At 55.7% G+C, this 17,411-nt stretch carries 15 protein-coding genes and 1 pseudogene; 4 read left to right on the plus strand and 12 right to left on the minus strand.

The window, feature by feature from the left end:
* Positions 1 to 74: 74 nt before the first annotated feature.
* The gene (locus tag EL098_RS20905; protein ID WP_126357934.1) at positions 75 to 1,058 is read left to right on the plus strand and encodes a quinone oxidoreductase; all 984 of its coding nucleotides are present in this window, start codon (positions 75 to 77) and stop codon (positions 1,056 to 1,058) included.
* Positions 1,059 to 1,251: 193 nt separating this feature from the next.
* Here the strand turns inward: EL098_RS20905 and dusA are convergent, their stop codons facing one another.
* From dusA to EL098_RS20920, 3 genes are all read right to left on the minus strand, one after another.
* Positions 1,252 to 2,256, minus strand: a complete 1,005-nt coding sequence (gene dusA, locus EL098_RS20910; RefSeq protein ID WP_126357935.1) for a tRNA dihydrouridine(20/20a) synthase DusA — start codon at positions 2,254 to 2,256, stop codon at positions 1,252 to 1,254.
* 85 nt (positions 2,257 to 2,341) lie between these two features.
* Positions 2,342 to 3,649, minus strand: a complete 1,308-nt coding sequence (locus tag EL098_RS20915) for a conjugal transfer protein TraF (RefSeq protein WP_126357936.1) — start codon at positions 3,647 to 3,649, stop codon at positions 2,342 to 2,344.
* A gap of 171 nt (positions 3,650 to 3,820) precedes the next feature.
* On the minus strand, positions 3,821 to 4,324 hold the full coding sequence (locus EL098_RS20920; RefSeq protein ID WP_126357937.1) for a cupin domain-containing protein: 504 nt from the start codon (positions 4,322 to 4,324) through the stop codon (positions 3,821 to 3,823).
* A 95-nt stretch (positions 4,325 to 4,419) separates the two neighbouring features.
* Between EL098_RS20920 and zur the strand changes: the two genes are divergently transcribed.
* Positions 4,420 to 4,932, plus strand: a complete 513-nt coding sequence (gene zur, locus EL098_RS20925; RefSeq protein WP_126357938.1) for a zinc uptake transcriptional repressor Zur — start codon at positions 4,420 to 4,422, stop codon at positions 4,930 to 4,932.
* Positions 4,933 to 4,990: 58 nt separating this feature from the next.
* Here zur and EL098_RS20930 read toward each other — a convergent pair whose 3' ends face one another.
* From EL098_RS20930 to EL098_RS20945, 4 genes and pseudogenes are all read right to left on the minus strand, one after another.
* Positions 4,991 to 5,200, minus strand: a complete 210-nt coding sequence (locus tag EL098_RS20930) for a CsbD family protein (RefSeq protein WP_126357939.1) — start codon at positions 5,198 to 5,200, stop codon at positions 4,991 to 4,993.
* Positions 5,201 to 5,435: 235 nt separating this feature from the next.
* Positions 5,436 to 6,771, minus strand: a pseudogene (dinF, locus tag EL098_RS20935) (MATE family efflux transporter DinF).
* Between the two features lie 76 nt (positions 6,772 to 6,847).
* Positions 6,848 to 7,456: a transcriptional repressor LexA gene (gene lexA, locus EL098_RS20940; RefSeq protein WP_038476699.1), complete on the minus strand. Its 609-nt coding sequence runs from the start codon at positions 7,454 to 7,456 to the stop codon at positions 6,848 to 6,850.
* 109 nt (positions 7,457 to 7,565) lie between these two features.
* Positions 7,566 to 7,934 carry a diacylglycerol kinase gene (locus tag EL098_RS20945; RefSeq protein WP_126357940.1) on the minus strand — a complete coding sequence of 123 codons (369 nt, stop codon included), beginning with the start codon at positions 7,932 to 7,934 and terminating at the stop codon, positions 7,566 to 7,568.
* A 131-nt stretch (positions 7,935 to 8,065) separates the two neighbouring features.
* On the opposite strand from EL098_RS20945, the gene plsB reads away from it, so the two are divergent.
* Positions 8,066 to 10,495: a glycerol-3-phosphate 1-O-acyltransferase PlsB gene (gene plsB / locus EL098_RS20950; RefSeq protein ID WP_126357941.1), complete on the plus strand. Its 2,430-nt coding sequence runs from the start codon at positions 8,066 to 8,068 to the stop codon at positions 10,493 to 10,495.
* A 66-nt stretch (positions 10,496 to 10,561) separates the two neighbouring features.
* Here plsB and ubiA read toward each other — a convergent pair whose 3' ends face one another.
* The 5 genes from ubiA to malK all read right to left on the minus strand — a co-directional run bounded on the left by ubiA (position 10,562) and on the right by malK (position 15,733).
* Complete coding sequence (gene ubiA, locus EL098_RS20955; RefSeq protein ID WP_126357942.1) at positions 10,562 to 11,434, minus strand: 4-hydroxybenzoate octaprenyltransferase; 873 nt, start codon at positions 11,432 to 11,434, stop codon at positions 10,562 to 10,564.
* Positions 11,434 to 11,943 (minus strand): chorismate lyase, encoded by a 510-nt coding sequence (gene ubiC, locus EL098_RS20960; RefSeq protein WP_126357943.1) that lies wholly within the window; start codon positions 11,941 to 11,943, stop codon positions 11,434 to 11,436. The genes ubiA and ubiC overlap by 1 nt, the downstream gene beginning before the upstream one ends.
* 260 nt (positions 11,944 to 12,203) lie before the next feature.
* Positions 12,204 to 13,160 (minus strand): maltose operon protein MalM, encoded by a 957-nt coding sequence (malM, locus tag EL098_RS20965; protein ID WP_126357944.1) that lies wholly within the window; start codon positions 13,158 to 13,160, stop codon positions 12,204 to 12,206.
* A gap of 98 nt (positions 13,161 to 13,258) precedes the next feature.
* A complete protein-coding gene (locus EL098_RS20970; RefSeq protein ID WP_197718530.1) occupies positions 13,259 to 14,581 on the minus strand; it encodes a maltoporin in 1,323 nt (440 codons plus the stop codon).
* Positions 14,582 to 14,623: 42 nt separating this feature from the next.
* Positions 14,624 to 15,733 carry a maltose/maltodextrin ABC transporter ATP-binding protein MalK gene (gene malK, locus EL098_RS20975; RefSeq protein ID WP_126357945.1) on the minus strand — a complete coding sequence of 370 codons (1,110 nt, stop codon included), beginning with the start codon at positions 15,731 to 15,733 and terminating at the stop codon, positions 14,624 to 14,626.
* A 374-nt stretch (positions 15,734 to 16,107) separates the two neighbouring features.
* Here malK and malE point away from each other — a divergent pair, with 374 nt between their 5' ends.
* Positions 16,108 to 17,298, plus strand: a complete 1,191-nt coding sequence (gene malE / locus EL098_RS20980) for a maltose/maltodextrin ABC transporter substrate-binding protein MalE (protein WP_126357946.1) — start codon at positions 16,108 to 16,110, stop codon at positions 17,296 to 17,298.
* Positions 17,299 to 17,411 lie beyond the last annotated feature (113 nt).

The raw sequence follows: 17,411 nt of genomic DNA on the forward strand, positions 1-17,411 counted from the left end.
GGGAGCTACCAAATTCATAGTGAGAGACCGGGAAGTATAACCATTCTTGTCCCTCTTCGACACAAGGAGTTTCCATGGCAACGCGCATCGAATTTAGCCAACACGGCGGACCAGAGGTACTGAAAGCCGTTGAGTTTACGCCGAAAGATCCTGCAGAAAACGAAGTTCAGGTTGAGAATAAGGCCATAGGGATTAACTACATTGATACCTATATCCGCAGCGGCCTTTATCCACCTCCATCGTTACCGAGCGGGCTAGGGACCGAAGCCGCTGGCGTTATCAGTAAGGTCGGCAGCGGCGTGACTCACCTGAAGGTTGGCGATCGCGTTGTTTACGCGCAATCCGGCCTCGGCGCCTACAGCAGCGTGCACAATGCGCCAGCCGATAAGGTTGCTAAAATCCCGGATGCCATTTCCTTCGAGCAGGCCGCAGCCTCATTCCTGAAAGGGCTGACGGTGTTTTACCTGCTGCGTAAAACCTACGAGATCAAAGCGAATGAAACCTTCCTGTTCCATGCGGCGGCCGGTGGCGTGGGCTTAATAGCCTGCCAGTGGGCGAAAGCGCTGGGGGCAAAACTGATTGGCACCGTGGGGTCGGCACAAAAAGCCGAGCGTGCCCTGCAGGCCGGAGCCTGGCAGACCATTAACTATCAGCATGAAAATATCTCTGAGCGCGTCAAAGAGCTGACCGGCGGCAAGAAAGTTGCTGTGGTTTATGACTCGGTCGGAAAAGAGACCTGGGAAGCTTCGCTCGACTGCCTGCAGCGCCGTGGGCTGATGGTCAGCTTCGGTAACTCGTCCGGCCCGGTGACCGGCGTTAACCTTGGCATCCTGAACCAGAAAGGTTCGCTCTACGTGACGCGCCCTTCGCTTAACGGCTATCTGACCACTCGCGCAGAGTTCGATGAGGCCTGCAACGAGCTGTTTTCGCTGATCGCCAGCGGCGCAGTAAAGGTGGATGTCGCAGAGAACCAGAAGTTTGCGCTGAAGGACGCGGTACTTGCCCATAAAACGCTGGAAAGCCGCGCGACGCAAGGGTCGAGTTTGTTGATCCCCTAGAAAGAATTAGGGCTTCCCGTGGGAAGCCCTTTCTTTTTTTGTTCGTGCCGTATGTAGGGTACAGCGCGATGAATTCTTGTTACTGCAAAAGGATAGTCGCAGATTTAATAAGTAAATGAAATGACGCCGCCGGGATTAAGTTCAGGCTTGTGATCGGCTCCGCAATACCTGAATTATCCCGGCTGTTTTACAGCTAGAGCTGGCGATTATCGGCAACCAAAGAGAGCGCGTGTTCAACCACTTCAATGCCTGCCCCGGCTTTATGGGCGTTCTCACTTAAGTAACGACGCCACTGACGCGCGCCAGGGATACCCTGGAACAGGCCGAGCATATGGCGAGTCACGTGCCCAAGGTAAGTGCCGTTTGCCAGCTCGCGTTCAATGTACGGGTACATAGCCCGCACGACGGCCACGGAATCGCTGTCTGCTACGTCAGCACCAAAAATCTCGCGGTCCACCGTGGTCAGCAGGCCTGGGTTTTGATAAGCCTCACGCCCCACCATCACGCCGTCCAGATGCTGGAGATGCGTTTTGGCTTCTTCCAGGGTCTTGATACCGCCGTTGATGGCCATCGTCAGGTGCGGAAAATCACGCTTAAGCTGATAAACACGAGGGTAGTCCAGCGGGGGAATTTCACGGTTTTCTTTCGGGCTCAGGCCGGAAAGCCAGGCTTTTCGCGCGTGGATGATAAACATCTCACACTCGCCCTTGCCTGCCACCGTTCCGATGAAGTCGCAGAGAAATTCGTAGCTGTCCTGGTCGTCAATCCCGATGCGGGTCTTCACCGTAACCGGGATAGAGACCACGTCACGCATTGCTTTAATGCAGTCGGCAACCAGCTGCGCCTCGCCCATCAGGCAGGCACCGAAGCGCCCGTTCTGTACGCGATCGGAGGGGCAACCCACATTGAGGTTAATTTCATCGTAGCCGCGCGCTTCGGCGAGCTTCGCGCAGTGCGCCAGCGCCTGCGGATCGCTGCCGCCCAGCTGCAGCGCAACCGGATGCTCTTCTTCGCTATAGGCCAGATAGTCCCCTTTACCGTGAATGATCGCCCCGGTTGTCACCATTTCGGTGTACAACAGCGTGTGGCGAGACAGCTGGCGCAGGAAATAGCGGCAGTGGCGGTCGGTCCAGTCGAGCATCGGCGCAATGGAGAAACGGTGCGGCTGGAAAGGAGTCTGGTTGCTTTGTGAGGACATACGTTTACGCAGGCTACGATTAAAAAAGGGTCGCTACTATAGCATAAAGCAACGCCGGAGCATCAGGCTGCCCCGGCATTCAGTATCAGAAGGCCACGCTAAGCTGCGCCCCTGCCCCCCAGGTCTGGTCTTCGCCGTACAATCCCATCAGGTCGACGTTAACGTGTTTTCCTGCTGCGAACCCGATGCCGCCGGTAAAGACGTTGCTGTCGTTATTTTTCACATCAGCGCGGTAACCAGCACGCAGCGCCAGCCATGAGAGCGGCCTGACCTCTGCGCCAACACCGACATACTGGGAATTCGCTTCGCTCTTGAAGCCTTTGGTTTCGGTCAGATCTCCGTCGGCGCTCAGCGTGACCAGATCGTTGTGCCAGGCTACGCCGGCCGTGACAAGAGGGCTAATCTGGTAGGTATCTTTGTAGCTGTGGGTTTCTCCGGTACGCCCATTGGTAATGAAAATATCTTTCGTATCGATATCACGGGAAACCAGGTTTTGCCCGCTCAGGCCAACGGTCCAGTTTTCACCCAGATCGGCGGCAACGCCCGCGTCAAGGTTGAACCCGGTATCGTCGTTGCGGTATTGCCCTTTTTTCCAGTCGCCGCTGTCATAAGCGTAAATTGAAGTGGTGTAGTTATAGAGCCAGGTTTTCTGCAGCTTTGGCGTCACGCCGACGGAAACCGGCACGCCACCAACGTCGAATTTATGGGCCAGAGCGATACCGTAATCGGAAACAATGGCCGCGCGCCCGGAAGCGGTAGAGTTCAGGTTACGGGTGATCTGGTCGGAACCGTTTAGCGCCGCATCAATCGCCACGCTTCCCGCCACAAGGCTGGAGTTCTGGATACGGCGTAGATAATCAATATCGTTTTGATCGATAGAGGAACTGACTCTCGCTCGCGCATAGGCTTTGGTGACAAATGCAACGGAGAGCGTGTCATTTGGGATACTGACCGCAATACCTGCGGCAGCTTTTGCATTTGCCGTTTCGCCGCGTAAATCTTCAAGCTCGCTGGCTAGATCTCCGGCTGCGCTGCGAAACTGATTTAAGGTGCCGTTAGGATTTAAAAGAATATCCCGCGGCCTTAACGATCCAACCGCCTGTTTGTAGTTATCAACTTTATCGCTGATATCATCAATCCGGTCCTGGAGGTTGTCTTTATCCGTTATTTGCGCCCCGACGGTTGGCAGAACAACCGTAATATTATCATCTGGCTGAGAGCGGGCTAATAGCGCCGGGTTGATCAAAACACCGCTGCCATAATTCGCAGAAGCGACACCCGTGCCCCCCATGGCATCGTTGCGCGCCTCGGACCAGGTCCCTGCCGCCCCGGCCTGATGGGCAATAAATAACGTTGCGGCGAGTGTCGCCACCGAAGATTTTGTTTTATTCATTCACAGCACGCCTGTCTGATTGTCAGATGAAGTAATTCGCCCCTGACAGTTATGACTGAACAGAGGCAGACTATTGCTGTGAATAGCGCGATAAAAAGATGGATATTTGAACCATCGGGATCCCAGATATATCCTTAGGGTTAGCGTCTCATCGTTTCCATGCTAATTAATTTATAGTTTACCCTTTGCTTTTCGTGAAGGCAGGCCGTTATGCGGCCCAAAAAATTGGGGAGGGTGATCTATCCAGCGATCCGTGCGCTGCATGGCGTAAGACTGGTTTAGCGGATAATAAATTTTATTTTCGGCTTTATTCGCTTCCCCGACGACTAAAAGTCGAACGTCCTGCTCAGTATTATTGATAAAGGTATGGCAAATGCCGGTTCCTGCCGGAAAACCTACGCTATCGCCAGGCTCAAGCTGCCAGAGATGGCCATTGATCCACACTTCCGGATGCCCCTCGAGCACATACGCAAACTCTTCTTCGCTGCTCTCTGCGTGAGGGTAAGAGGTTCTGCGGCCGGCAGGAATGCGTTCATGGTGAATCCCCAGGCGGGTTAAGCCTAAATTGCGTGCCAGGGGAGCGCCAATGGAAAACAGTTCTGCGCTATCCGGATAAGCTGCGTCATCATCGCCTTCAAGCTCGCGCCAGTGGCGAATACAATCGGGTTTTTGCATCACGTCCTCCTGAGTAGATAGGGTCATTATGTACCAGGATTCGGCGTTTTATCCGCATTATGGTAAAGTATTGAGTCAATGACCGGGAGAGGCTGATGGACACCAAAACTTCGCAAAACATGTTAGCGCAGGCTGAAAAGCTTTGCCTGCAACGCAATGTACGCCTGACGCCACAGCGTCTCGAGGTTTTGCGCCTTATGGCAGAGCAGAGCGGCGCCATCAGCGCCTATGATCTGCTCGATCTCCTGCGCGTCAGCGAGCCACAGGCAAAGCCGCCAACTGTCTACCGGGCGCTGGACTTCCTGCTTGAGCAGGGTTTTGTGCATCGCGTGGAATCCAACAACAGCTACGTGCTGTGTAATTTTATCGACCATCCAACCCACTCTTCCGCCATGTTTATTTGTGACAGATGTGGCGCCGTGAAAGAGCAGGCGGCTCAGGGGGTGGAAGATATTATGCAGAAGCTGGCGTCAAAAATGGGTTTTGCGCTGCGGCACAACGTGATTGAAGCCCACGGGCTCTGCGCTGAGTGTTCGGAAGTGGAAGCCTGTCGGCATCACGGCGCCTGCGATCACGATCATACGGTGCAGCCGAAGAAAAAACGTTAAGAAGGGTTGGTACATCCTTGTACCCGGGCAGGATTAGCACATTTGAGGGGCTGGCAAGTTACCAGCGGTATTCATTCCTGGACTCCCAGTCCTTGACCTCTTTCTCTGCCTGGTCTTTGGCGTAGCCGTAACGTTCCTGGATTTTACCTACCAGCTGATCACGCTTACCTTCGATGACGGTCATGTCGTCATCGGTCAGCTTACCCCATTTCTCTTTGATCGTACCTTTGAACTGCTTCCAGTTACCGCCGATTTCGTCCTTATTCATTGTGGTCTCCTCATCATTCGGTTTAGGTGTTGAACATCCTGATTGCCGGATGCTGACTTTCTGGAAAACACCCACTGTCTGCTGGATGTAGAGATAATTGTAGTCAAGGATTTCGGGTTATATTTAAAACTCAGAATCTTTAACCATTTTCAAAATAGCAGCGTGCCGATCCCCCGCCTTAAAAGCGGGAAATCAGCTTGTCAGAAGAGGGAGTGATGCGGGGCAGAAAGCGCGATCAACGGTCGCTATGTGCGGCAAACCAGGTGTTGTTGCGCCAGTGGCGCCGCCAGATAAAACCGAGCGACAGGCCGCGCAACGCTAAAAACACCGCCAGCGCCAGCCATAGAGCATGGTTGCCCAAAAACGGCAGCGTAAGCAGCGTCACGCCAAAACCGAAGGCAGCCACCGCCATACTGTTCCGCATCTCGGTGCCGCGAGTCGCGCCAATAAACATCCCGTCGAGCAGGTAGCACCAGACGCCAACCACCGGCAATACCACCTGCCAGCCAATATAGCTGTCGGCCTGCTGGCGAAGCGCCGGCAAAGAGGTCAGCAGCGCGACGATGTGCTCTCCGGCGAAGGCGTAGAGCAGAGCAAAAGCAACGGCCACCAGCCCGGCCTGCCTGCATGCTGCTCCCCAGACCTCCAGCAATTGCCCACGGTTACGCGCCCCGTAGGCCTGCCCCGAATGCGCTTCCACCGCATAAGCAAAGCCGTCAAGCGCATAGGCGGTGAAGGTCAGTAGCGTCATCAGCACGGCGTTCACCGCCACGATATCGCTGCCGAGACGCGCGCCAAAGAGGGTGATGGAGGCAAAGCAAATTTGCAGCAACAGCGAGCGCAGCATGATGTCGCGGTTAAGCGCCAAAAGCTTGCGCAGATCACCCTGCCAGGCCGTTTTCAGGCGTGCCCAACTGATCCCCCGTAGCTTCAGGACTTTATGCACCATCAACAACCCAATAATAAACGTGGCGTATTCGGACACGGCCGTTGCCAGCGCCGCACCCTGGACATTCATATGCAGCCCCATCACCAGCCAGAGGTCGAGAACGATATTAATAAGGTTCCCCGCCACCAGCAGGATCACCGGCGCCCGCGCATACTGAACCCCAAGCAGCCAGCCTAAAAGCACGAGGTTAGCCAACGAAGCGGGAGCACTCAGCCAGCGGATTTCAAGGAAACGGCGCGCCTGATACAGCAGCTCTTCGTTGCCGCCCACAACGTGCAGGGCAAGGGTAATCAGCGGATAACGCAGCACCACGATGGCAAGCCCGGCTATCAGCGCCAGCATCAGCGGCTGAACCAGCGCGCGCGCCAGGCGCTGCGGATCGTTCGCGCCAAACGCCTGCGCCGTTAATCCGGTGGTGCTCATGCGTAAAAACAGCAGCAGCATAAACAGAAAGCTGGTCGCCGTAGCCCCGATAGCCACGCCGCCGAGGTAGTTTGGGCTATCAAGGTGGCCGATAACGGCGGTGTCGACCAGGCCAAGCAGCGGCACGGTAATGTTGGAAAAAAATCATCGGCAGCGCCAGCTGCCACAGCGCACTATCTGTTGACGAGAAGCATCGCATGGGAATAATCCATGGGGAAAAGAGAGGGGTTTAAAGCGGGTGGTACGGCAGGTTCACCGCACCACCTGAAGAGAGGCTACAGCCATTCGCCGTTGCGGATCACCCCGACGGCCAGACCTTCAATGCTAAAGTTCTGCTCGCGAAGATCGACGACAATCGGCTGGAATTCGCTGTTTTCCGGCAGCAGATGCACGGTATTGCCCTGTTTTTTCAGGCGCTTCACGGTGACTTCATCGTCGATACGGGCGACAACCACCTGGCCGTTACGCACGTCCTGCGTTTTGTGCACCGCAAGTAAATCGCCGTCCATGATGCCGATATCTTTCATCGACATACCGCTAACGCGCAGCAGGAAATCGGCATTCGGCTTGAACAGCGACGGATCGACCTGGTAGTGGCCTTCGATGTGCTGCTGGGCCAGCAGCGGTTCACCGGCAGCCACGCGGCCTACCAGCGGCAGGCCACTCTCTTCTTCAACCAGCAGACGAATACCGCGCGACGCGCCGGAGACGATCTCGATGGCACCTTTGCGAGCGAGCGCTTTAAGATGCTCTTCAGCGGCGTTTGGAGAACGGAACCCCAGACGTTGTGCAATTTCGGCGCGCGTAGGTGGCATGCCGGTCTGGTTGATATGATCCCGAATGAGATCAAACACCTCTTGCTGCCTGGTAGTTAGTGCTTTCATTCCGCCCCCTGGGTGTTTATACAGTTATGCTGTGAGTATATACAGCCCAGGGCGAATTTGAAACCTCAAATTAAGCAAAAAACCAGCGACTTAAACTATTCTGGAAGGACTATCGCAAATGTGACCAAAGCAAGGTGGCCCAGGTCGCCACCGCAAGGATAATCGCGATCAGTACCGCGGCAGAGCCCATGTCTTTGGCGCGCCCAGAAAGCTCGTGATAATCGGTGCCGACTCGGTCGACCAGCGCCTCAATGGCACTGTTAAGAATCTCGACAATCATCACCAACACAACGGAGCCAATCAGTAAAATACGGGTGATAGGGTCAACGTCCAGCCAGCAGGCGATGGCGATAGCGATAACCGCAGCAACGCCCTCCTGGCGAAAGGCCGCTTCGTTGATCCAGGCGGCACGCAGCCCCTGCCATGAGTAGCCTGCGGCCTTAATAATGCGGGTGATGCCGGTGGAATTATTCGCCATGAAAGGAAACCTTTTTAAATATTGAGCGTCAATGCTCACTGAGTCTAAATCGCAGCGCCACAGAAATTCCCCAGAGTTTCTGATATCCTTGCGGCGCATTTGCATTATTAACCTGAGGCTTTACATCGTTTATGTCAGGCTGGCCAAGAATTTACTACAAATTACTGAATTTACCATTAAGCGTTCTGGTAAAGAGCAACTCTATTCCGGCGGATCCGCAAACCGAGCTCGGTCTGGATCCTTCACGCCCGATTATGTACGTTCTGCCCTACAACTCTAAGGCAGACTTACTGACGTTGCGTGCCCAGTGTCTGGCGCATGACCTGCCCGACCCGCTGGACCCCTTAGAAATTGACGGCGTACTGCTGCCGCGCTACGTGTTTATCCACGGCGGCCCGCGCGTCTTTACCTACTACACGCCAAAAGAAGAGTCGGTAAAACTTTTCCACGACTATCTGGATCTGCATCGCAGCAACCCAAACCTCGATGTGCAGATGGTGCCGGTTTCCGTGATGTTCGGCCGCTCACCGGGGCGCGAGAAAGGGGAAATCAATCCGCCTTTACGCACCCTGAACGGCGTGCAGAAGTTCTTTGCGGTTTCATGGCTGGGCCGCGATAGCTTTGTCCGTTTTTCCCCGCCGGTTTCCCTGCGCCGTATGGCGACCGAGCACGGCACCGACAAAATTATCGCCCAAAAACTGGCTCGCGTCGCGCGCACCCATTTTGCTCGCCAGCGTCTGGCCGCAGTGGGCCCACGTCTGCCGGTTCGTCAGGATCTCTTCAACAAGCTGCTGGCGTCAAAAGCGATTGCCCGCGCGGTAGAAGATGAAGCCCGCAGCAAGAAAATTTCTCACGAAAAAGCCCAGCAGAACGCCGTCGCTTTGATGGAAGAGATTGCGGCCAACTTCTCCTATGAAGCCGTACGTTTGACGGACCGGGTGTTAGGCTTAACCTGGAACCGCCTCTATCAGGGCATTAACGTGCATAATGCCGAGCGCGTGCGCCAGCTTGCTCACGACGGCCACGAAATTGTCTATGTGCCCTGCCACCGCAGCCATATGGACTACCTGCTGCTCTCCTACGTGCTCTATCACCAGGGGCTGGTACCGCCGCATATCGCCGCCGGGATTAACCTGAACTTCTGGCCGGCAGGCCCGATTTTCCGCCGCCTGGGCGCGTTCTTTATTCGCCGTACCTTCAAGGGCAACAAGCTTTACTCTACGGTGTTCCGCGAGTACCTCGGCGAACTTTTCAGCCGTGGCTATTCCGTTGAGTACTTTGTCGAGGGTGGCCGCTCCCGTACCGGCCGCCTGCTGGATCCAAAAACCGGCACGCTGTCGATGACGATTCAGGCCATGCTGCGCGGCGGTACCCGTCCTATTACCCTGGTGCCGATTTACATCGGCTACGAGCACGTCATGGAAGTGGGCACCTACGCGAAGGAGCTGCGCGGTGCGACCAAAGAGAAAGAGAGCTTCGTGCAGATGATTCGCGGCCTGAGCAAGCTGCGTAATTTGGGCCAGGGCTACGTTAACTTCGGTGAACCGCTGCCGCTGATGGCCTACCTGAACCAGCATGTGCCGGAGTGGAAAGATTCTATCGATCCTATCGAGGCAATTCGCCCGGCCTGGCTGACGCCAACGGTGAACGATATCGCCGCCGATCTGATGGTGCGAATCAACAACGCAGGGGCGGCGAACGCCATGAACCTGTGCTGTACCGCGCTGCTTGCTTCACGCCAGCGTTCGTTGACCCGTGAGCAGCTCACGGAACAGCTCGACTGCTACCTGAACCTGCTGCGCAACGTCCCCTACTCGCCGGACGCCACCGCACCGGCCGTCTCCGCAGATGCGCTGATCGACCACGCGCTGCAGATGAATAAGTTCGAGCTGGAGAAAGACACCATCGGTGACATCATCATTCTGCCGCGCGAGCAGGCCGTGCTGATGACCTACTACCGCAACAACATCATGCATATGCTGGTGCTGCCGTCGCTGATGGCCGCTATTATCACCCAGCATCGCCAAATTTCGCGCGCCGAGCTGCTGCGTCAGATAGAAGTGGTTTATCCGATGCTGAAGGCGGAACTGTTCCTGCGCTGGGAAAAAACCGAGCTGGGCCGTGAGATTGATGCGCTGATCGCGGAGATGGAGCGTCAGGGTCTGGTGATGGTGGCCGACGATGAAGTGCAGATCAACCCTAACCGCTCGCGCACCCTGCAGCTGCTGGCGGCGGGCGTTCGCGAAACTATTCAGCGTTATGCCATTACCTTCTGGCAGCTGAGCGCCAACCCGGCGATCAACCGCGGGACGCTGGAGCGCGAAAGCCGCACGGTGGCGCAGCGCCTTTCCGTGCTGCACGGCATCAACGCCCCTGAGTTCTTTGATAAAGCCGTCTTCACCTCGCTGGTCCTCACCCTGCGCGATGAGGGCTACATCAGCGATACCGGAGATGCAGACGCGACCGAAACCATCAAGGTTTACCAGATGCTGGCAGACCTGGTGACCTCGGACATACGTCTGACCATCGAGAGCTCGGCCTCGCAGGACGCAGCCTCTTAATTTTGCAGAGACAAAAAAGGCGAGTCGGCATTTTGCATCGACTCGCCTTTTTTATTGCCTGAACGATCAGAAATGAAGATAGCTCAACGCCAGGCCAAGAAACAGCACCAGGCCGACATAGTTATTGTTCATAAAGGCTTTAAAACAGCCTTCCCGCTCGCGTTTAGCAATCAGTTTTTGCTGGTGCAGGAACAGCCCACCCGCCAGCAAGACAGACCAGTAGAACGCGCCGCCAAGCCCGTTTAGCCAGCCAACAATGCCCATCAGCACCATGGTGGCGATTTGCAGCAGGCCAATAATCAGCTTATCGTTGCGGCCAAAGAGGATCGCCGTCGATTTAATACCAATTTTCAGATCGTCATCACGGTCAACCATCGCATACTGCGTGTCGTACGCTACCGTCCAGCAAATATTGGCGAGGAACATCAGCCAGCAGCTTAGCGGTACCGATTCGCTTGCCGCCGCAAACGCCATAGGAATGGACCAGCCAAATGCCGCCCCCAGCACCACCTGGGGCAAATGGGTGTAGCGCTTCATAAACGGATAGACCCACGCCAGCGCCAGCCCCGCTATCGACAGCAGGATAGTCATGGTGTTGAGCGTGAGCACCAGCAGAAAAGCCAGTCCCACCAGCACAACAAACAGGATCTTCGCTTCTTTCTCAGAAACCGCCCCGCTGGGAAGCGGGCGGTGCGCGGTGCGCTTAACATGGCCGTCAAACTTACGGTCAGCGTAATCATTCACTACGCAGCCCGCCGCGCGCATCAGCCAGACGCCGGCAATAAAGACAATCAGGTTCATCAGCGAGGGCAAACCCGGTGTCGCTACCCACAGCGCCCACAGCGTTGGCCACAGCAGCAGCAGCGCACCAATGGGCTTATCGGTACGCATTAACCGGTGGTAGGCCAGAAGTTTTCCCTGGTTAAGACTCCACTCCATTATTCTTCCTCTTTGTACAGCGGAGACGCCGGCAGAAATAGCTCGGTCAGCAACAGCGGTTTGCCGGAGAGTCTCAGCCGGGAACGGCGTCCCCACAGTTCGGCGCTACGGCCAATCTGAATATAGTCGCGCGTCAGGGTGGATGAGCTAAACAAATAGCGGCCAAGCGGGGTACTGCCGAGCTTCTGCAGCGCCAGCTCGGGCCCGTCGAGCGTAATTTCAGGCACAACGGTGCGCCCAAGCAGCCAGGGCTCGTCATCACCACAAAGAATGATTTCCCGCAGCCAGTAGCGCTCAGAGGCAGGCAATAACCCGGCTTCAGGCATATCGCTGCTCGCCGGGAAAAAACCTTCGCGCACAATGCGGACGGTGACTTTGCTGCAGTGCTGCTCGAAACGTTTAGTCATCGAATCTTCCAGCAAGAGCCAGTCAAGATAAGCGGAGCTAAGCCCTTGCGGGACCTCTGTATAGAAATTCAGGGCGCGCAACGGCGAAAGCGCGTCGGACATGGGAATACTCTCCGATACATAACCTGAGGGCATTGTAGCGCAGAACATCGTGATGAGGGCAGTCAATGGCAACACCCACGGCAAATATTGCAACAATTGGGCAACAGGAAGAGCAATCCACCCTTTCCCCTAAACAATGCCTGTCACAGCCTGGCGGCAAGGGAGTGCAGCCAACACCCCTGTGGCTTGAATTATAACAAGGAAAAAAAGGTGCGCCTGAGCGCACCAATACTTCAAGCATCAGCAACGTGGGGAGAAAATTACCCCTTGCCTTTTACACTGCTGATAAAAGTTTTACGGGCGGAGGTGGATCCCAGGCGCTCGGCTTCATTCAGCAGTTTAAGGGCCTTATCGATGTCACCTTTATCCACTGCCTGTTTAATCGCGTGGTTAAAGTAGCTTTCCGTATCATTGAGCATCGGCTCGCTCTTCGCTGCCGGTGCCGGCGCAGGCGCAGGCGCAGCAGCTGGTGCTGGAGCAGCAGCCGGCGCGGAATAGGCCGTTGGCGGCGCTACGTTGCCCACCACAACAGGTTTGGCATCCGATCCACCGAAGATCTTGCCGATCATGATGTTGCCGCTGTTCTGTTCGGTTTTGACCTGCACCGCCAGCGTACCCTGCCCGCTGTGTCGAGCTACAGGGTCGGCTACGTCAGGGATCGCGTTATTTGCCCCTTCGGCGTAAAGCTTCGCCGGGTTAATCATGCGGGTGGTTTCCGCCAGATCGCGTTTGGTGGTGTAAACCAGCATATAGATCTGTTTCTGGCCCATCATTGGGGTCAGCTTCATGACGTTTTCCAGACGGTTGCCGGAGGTCATCCCTGGCTTCTGGTACTGGAAGTAACTGCTCGGGAAGAAAGCAGAAGGCTGCATCTGCCCGTCGAGAATCAGGACGTTTGGCGCATACACGCTTAAATCTTTCACCAGGCTGGAGAGCGTGATCTCCAGTGAGCCCTGATCGGCTGGCAGCACGAACGCCGCCACGCTACCGGAAAGTTCGCCCACGTTAAGGCTGGCCGAAGAGGCCGTCAGCACAACGTCCTGACTGACGGGCGGCATCAGCGGTATCCACGGCAAACTTTGCAATTTGTCCGCAGGAATAGACGGTGCGGTAGAGACGTTTTGTGGGTTAATCGCCGTGTTGGCGGCAAAAGAGGCCGGCACGGAAGATAAGCCCAGTACGGGAAGCAGGCAAAGCGCAAGAAGGTGTTTTTTCATTATTTTATCCTCGTAGCGAACCCGCCTCCTTCAGGCAAAAAAGAGACGGGTCAGGCATTTAAACTGGCGGGCGCTCAGCACCCGCGCAGCGGGTTAACTTACCACCAGGCTTCCATCTGAATACCGAAGGTCACTTCACTGTCGTCACCACGGCTGAAGGTGCGAGCGCTGGTATCGCTGAAAGCAGTACCGGACGGCGCGTCTGCAACGTAGTTGGCGTCACCCAGGTTACCGGAAGAGTAGCCCCACTTCTCATCCCACTTGGCGTAGGTCGCGAAGACGCGGATAGCCGGGCGAGACCAGATGCTGTTCCCCGCCTGCCACTGCTGCGCAAGGGTAATTTTGTACTGGTTGTTGCTCTTGTCAGTCAGCTGAGACTTCACGTTGTCGTAGCCCACTTCCAGCAAGGTGCTCATGATTGGCGTCCATTTGTACATAGGACGAACGCCCACGGTCCACCACTTGGTGCCGTTGCTATCATCGCGGTTGATATCCTGGTACATACCTACGTACATCAGGCCCCAGGTGTCGTTGAAATCGATAGCACCGTGGTCGATCACACGCAGCATTTTGCCGTCGTTATTTCTGGAAGTATCAGGGCGACCGGTACCGTTGGTTTGCGCCATCGCGTTAGTACCGTACTGCACCACAAATTTGTTCAGGCTGGTGCCAAGGAAAGTCTGAGTGTGCTCAACGGTGCCCAGCCAACCATTGGAGGTGGCATCCTGATCGACAGAATCGAAGTGTTTGGTGTTGTTGGCGCGGCCGTAGTCAAAGCCCAGCTCCAGCGAGCCGCCTGGGTTAACCTGCATCTGGCCCAGGCGCACGTCAAAGATATCGTTCGCCAGGTCTTTATTTTTGGTTTCACCGTCAACAAAGGCCTGAGAGCCCCCGGATTCGCCGTTACGGGTGGCAGCAAGAGAGAGTTTACCAAAGCCCAGATCGATGTCTTCGATACCGCCGCCAGGACCTGAAATATCCCAGTAGTAGAAGTCGATCATATGGACGTCGTGACGTTTGTAGTAACGTTTACCTGCCCAAATGTTGGCCCCTGGCAGCGCGTCGAACAGGTTTTTACCTACCACGTTCATCTGGCGCACGCGCGGACCGCCGTCGGTGTCTTCCACGTCGTTCAGCTGGCTGGTGGCATAGCCGATCATGGTGTCAACGTAGAAGCTTTTTTCACCTTCCTGCCAAACTTGCTGACCTAACTCCACTTCAGCATAGGTTTCACATTCGTTACCCAGACGGTATTTAGAGCCGGCGCCTGTTGCTTTAAAACACTGCTGCTCGCCGCCGCTGCCTGTCCAGCCAATACCAGAACGTGCATAACCCTTGAAGTCAACGGCGCCGGCCTGTGCAGACACGATGCCTGCAATAACGGCAACCGCCAGTGGGAGTTTGCGCAGAGTAATCATCATTCTATCTCCTGAAATCATTGCTTTTATTTATTATGGGAATGCTTAAACGCCGGGCTCTTGATGCAACCGACGACATGCGGTGCCATCTTCTCGGAACAGATGGCAGCGCTCTGGCGGCAGGCCAATAGCGAATGTGGCACCCTCTTTTACCAACACCACGTCATTCTGGCGGTAGACCAGGTTCTGACGAATGGCGGGGATTTGGATGTGAATCTGAGTCTCGTGTCCCAACTGCTCAACGACCTGCACTTCCCCTTCGAGGGTGACATCAGCAATGTCGCTCGGCAGCAGGTGTTCCGGGCGGATGCCAAGTGACATATTGGCCCCCACCTGAACGCTGCGGCTTTCCACCGGCAGCCAGACGTGCTGACGGTTAGGCAATTCCACCTGCACCTGGTCAATGGCCGTCGCGGTCACTTTTACCGGCAGGAAATTCATTTTTGGCGACCCGATAAAGCCCGCCACAAAGCGGTCTGCCGGGTAGTGATACAGCTCTAACGGCTTCCCTACTTGCGCGACGCGTCCGGCGTCCAGCACGACGATTTTGTCGGCCAGGGTCATCGCCTCAATCTGGTCATGGGTCACGTAAATCATCGTGCGGCCCAGTCGCTTATGCAGACGGGATATTTCGATACGCATCTGTACGCGCAGCGCCGCATCGAGGTTTGAAAGCGGTTCATCCAGCAGGAATACGCGGGGCTCTGCCACCAGGGTACGACCAATCGCCACACGCTGGCGTTGGCCGCCGGACAGCGCCTTCGGGCGCCTTTCCAGCAGGTGCGCGAGCTGCAGGGTTTCGGAAACCTGGTTGACGCGCCGGTTGATATCGTCTTTTTTTGCCCCGGCGAGCTTCAGGCCAAAGGACATGTTTTCCGCGACGGAGAGATGGGGGTAGAGGGCATAGGACTGAAACACCATGCCCACGCCGCGTTCAGCGGGTGGAATGTCGTTCATGCGCTTTTCGCCGATCAGCAGTTCGCCGCTGGTGATGGTTTCCAGGCCCGCGATCATGCGCAGCAGCGTTGACTTACCGCAGCCTGAAGGTCCGACAAACACCACGAACTCTCCTTCATTGATGTCGAGATTGATGTCTTTCGACACCACCACGTCACCCCAGGCTTTTGTTACGTTCCGCAGCTGTACGCTTGCCATTACCTCTCCCTCATTACTGCCACCTGCCATCAGACAGGTGATTCAAGATGTATCCGACTATGAGGGATCGCTACATTTGGTAAATCCTCCACCCTAACGCTTTTTTATGGGGGGAGGAGGCGGGAGGATGAGGAGGGTGCATCTGCAACCGGTTGCAGGTGGCATCAGGGATTTTCGTGATCGCGGCTTCAATTTTCGCCGCGTTTTTATGTGCGCCAGAACACATAACGGCCAGTTATGCAAAGCAGATCACAGATAACCCCTCTGGGGCGTAGAGCAAAGGAGGATGAGAAGCGCTTGCCATCTCCGCAGACTTAACAACGTGAATCTGCACTACCCTATAAAGCGCACACCACCACTCAAAGGATGGGAATATGAAAATTAAAACCGGCGCCCGTATCCTCGCTTTGTCAGCTCTGACAACGATGATGCTTTCCGCCTCTGCACTGGCAAAAATCGAAGAAGGCAAACTGGTCATCTGGATTAACGGCGATAAGGGCTATAACGGCCTGGCCGAAGTCGGTAAGAAGTTTGAGAAAGATACCGGTATTAAAGTCACCATTGAACATCCTGATAAACTTGAAGAAAAATACCCTCAGGTGGCGGCGACCGGCGACGGCCCGGACATTATCTTCTGGGCTCATGACCGCTTTGGCGGCTACGCGCAGTCCGGCCTGCTGGCCGAAATCACCCCAGATAAAGCTTTCCAGGACAAACTCTATCCCTTCACATGGGACGCGGTTCGCTATAACGGCAAGTTGATCGCTTACCCGATTGCGGTCGAGGCGCTGTCGCTGATTTATAACAAAGACCTGGTGCCAAACCCGCCGAAAACCTGGGAGGAGATCCCAGCCCTGGATAAAGCGCTGAAGGCGAAAGGTAAGAGCGCGCTGATGTTCAACCTGCAGGAGCCGTACTTCACCTGGCCGCTGATTGCCGCGGACGGCGGCTATGCCTTCAAGTTTGAAAACGGCAAATATGATGTGAAAGATGTGGGCGTAGACAGCGCGGGGGCTAAAGCAGGCCTTGGCTTCCTGGTCGAGATGATCAAGAACAAGCAGATGAACGCCGACACCGACTACTCCATCGCTGAAGCCTCGTTCAACAAGGGCGAAACGGCGATGACGATTAACGGTCCCTGGGCCTGGTCCAATATCGACAAGAGCAAAATTAACTACGGCGTGACGCTGCTGCCCACCTTTAAAGGCAAGCCGTCTAAACCGTTCGTTGGCGTATTAAGCGCCGGGATCAACGCAGCCAGCCCGAATAAAGAGCTGGCGAAAGAGTTCCTTGAAAATTACCTGTTGACCGACCAGGGCCTGGCGGAAGTCAACAAGGACAAACCACTCGGTGCCGTGGCGCTGAAATCCTTCCAGGAACAGCTGGCGAAGGATCCGCGTATTGCTGCCACCATGGATAACGCCCAAAAAGGCGAGATCATGCCGAATATTCCTCAGATGTCTGCCTTCTGGTATGCCGTACGCACCGCGGTTGTTAACGCCGTTAGCGGCCGCCAGACCGTTGATGCCGCGCTGAAGGATGCTCAGGGACGTATCACTAAGTAAAGCTTGCCCCTCACCCCGGCCCTCTCCCAAAGGGGGAGAGGGAGGAATTCGGATTGAGTCCGGCCCTCCGCTGGAGTGAGAAAACTGGCCCTTTCTGTCCCCTCTCCCCCTGG

It is taken from the genome of Cedecea lapagei (assembly GCF_900635955.1).
Taxonomy (GTDB): domain Bacteria; phylum Pseudomonadota; class Gammaproteobacteria; order Enterobacterales; family Enterobacteriaceae; genus Cedecea; species Cedecea lapagei.